The sequence below is a fragment of the Dietzia sp. DQ12-76 genome (assembly GCF_014145045.1).
In the GTDB taxonomy this organism is placed as follows: Bacteria; Actinomycetota; Actinomycetes; order Mycobacteriales; family Mycobacteriaceae; genus Dietzia.
In genome coordinates this window covers 1-1,798 of sequence record NZ_JAALDV010000487.1, presented here as the reverse complement: position 1 = coordinate 1,798, position 1,798 = coordinate 1, and the positions used below count along the sequence as shown (strand labels likewise).

The following is a 1,798-nucleotide window of genomic DNA, read 5'->3' as shown; positions in this document are numbered from 1 at the left end:
CCATCGGCGCGGCGGGACTGGTGCGCCGCGACGCCGACGTGCACATCGGCCGCGCCGCGGCCGAGCGCCGGTTGCCGTACATCCTGTCCTCGCAGGGTTCGTCGCCGATGGAGGCCACCGCCGCGGCCATGAAGGACGCACCGCGCTGGTTCCAGCTGTACTGGAGCAGGGACGAGCAACTCGTGGACAGCTTCATCTCCCGGGCGGAGGCCGCGGGCGCCGGCGCGCTGGTCGTCACCCTCGACACCACGACGCTGGGCTGGCGCCCCTGGGATCTGGACCTGGGCTCATTGCCGTTCACGCGCGGGGTCGGGATCGCGCAGTACACCTCGGATCCACGCTTCGTCGAGATGGTGGCCGAGCGGGTCGCGCAGGAGGCCGAGCCGGGATCCGGCCCGGAGCCGGAGGCGGTCAAGGTCACCCCCAGGGCCGTCGTGACGCTGCTCGAGATGGCCCGGAACCAGCCGGGTGGGTTCCGCAGGAACCTCAGCGCGCCGGAGACCCGCGCCGCCGTCCAGACCTTCCTCGACACGTTCTCGAATCCGGCGCTGAACTGGGACCACATCGCCACCCTGCGGGACCGGACCCGTCTGCCGGTCGTGCTCAAGGGCGTCCTGCACCCGGACGACGCCCGGCGGGCCCTGGACATGGGCGTCGACGCCGTGATGGTCTCCAACCACGGAGGCCGGCAGGTGGACGGGTCCATCGACACCCTGGACGCCCTCGTGCGCATCCGCGAGGCCGTCGGTCCCGAGCCGACCCTGCTGCTGGACTCCGGCATCCGCAACGGCACCGACGTGGTCAAGGCCATGGCGTGCGGCGCGGACGCCGTGACCATCGGGCGGCCCCACATCTACGGGTTGGCCATCGCCGGGCAGAAGGGGGTCGGCGAGGTGCTCGACAACCTGCTCGCCGAGATCGACCTCACGCTGTCGCTGTGCGGCGCGAGTTCGTGGGACGACGTGGACGGCTCGTTGCTGGCCTGAGAGGGTCGCGTCGGCTCGTCGGATCGAGAGGGAGGAGCCCATGCGGGACCCCGAACTGACCGTCCTGCTCACCGTCTACCACGCGATCGAGCCCTCGCAGCTGCGCGACGCCCTGGCCAGCGTGCACGCTCAGACCGTCCAGCCGGCCGAAGTGGTCGTGGTGGAGGACGGCCCCCTGTCGCCAGCGCTGATGGAGGTGCTCGACTCCACCCCCGGACTGCGCAGGTTCGCCCTCCCCGAGAACTCGGGCGCCGCGGCGGCGTCACAACGCGGGCTCGACGAGGTCCGCACCAGCTGGGTCGCCCGCCAGGACGCCGACGACATCTCCCTGCCCGAGCGGTTCGAGCGTCAACTCGACGCCGCCCGCGCGCTCGGGGTGGATGTCCTGGGGTCGGCGATGCTCGAGTTCGACGCCGATCCGGAGCGTCCCACGGCCCTGCGTGCCCTGCCGACCGAGCACGAGGACATCGCCCGCTACGCGCGCATCAACAACCCGGTCAACAACCCGTCCCTGCTCGCGCGAACCGAGGCCATCCGTGCCGTCGGGGGGTACCGCACGGTCCCGTACCAGGAGGATTACGATCTCATGATCCGCCTGATCGGCGCGGGGTACCGCCTCCACAACCTGCCCGAACCGCTCGTGCGGTTCCGGGTCACGCCCGCCCAGTTCAGCCGTCGCAAGAGCCGCGCGCTCACCGCGTCCGAGCGGATCATCCAGCGCACCCTCCTCGACGCGGGCATGATCTCCCGCCCCCGCGCCGTGGCCAACTACCTCGCGCGCAACGCCTACCGACGGTTGCCCGCTCCCGCCA

General features: G+C 71.7%; 2 protein-coding genes. Both read left to right on the top strand.

The window, feature by feature from the left end:
- Nucleotides 1-986: alpha-hydroxy-acid oxidizing protein (locus G6019_RS15290; protein ID WP_182627954.1), on the top strand; the 986-nt coding region annotated here is incomplete at its 5' end.
- 40 nt (nt 987-1,026) lie between these two features.
- Nucleotides 1,027-1,798 (top strand): glycosyltransferase (locus G6019_RS15285; RefSeq protein ID WP_182627952.1); only part of this gene is annotated, 772 nt, incomplete at its 3' end.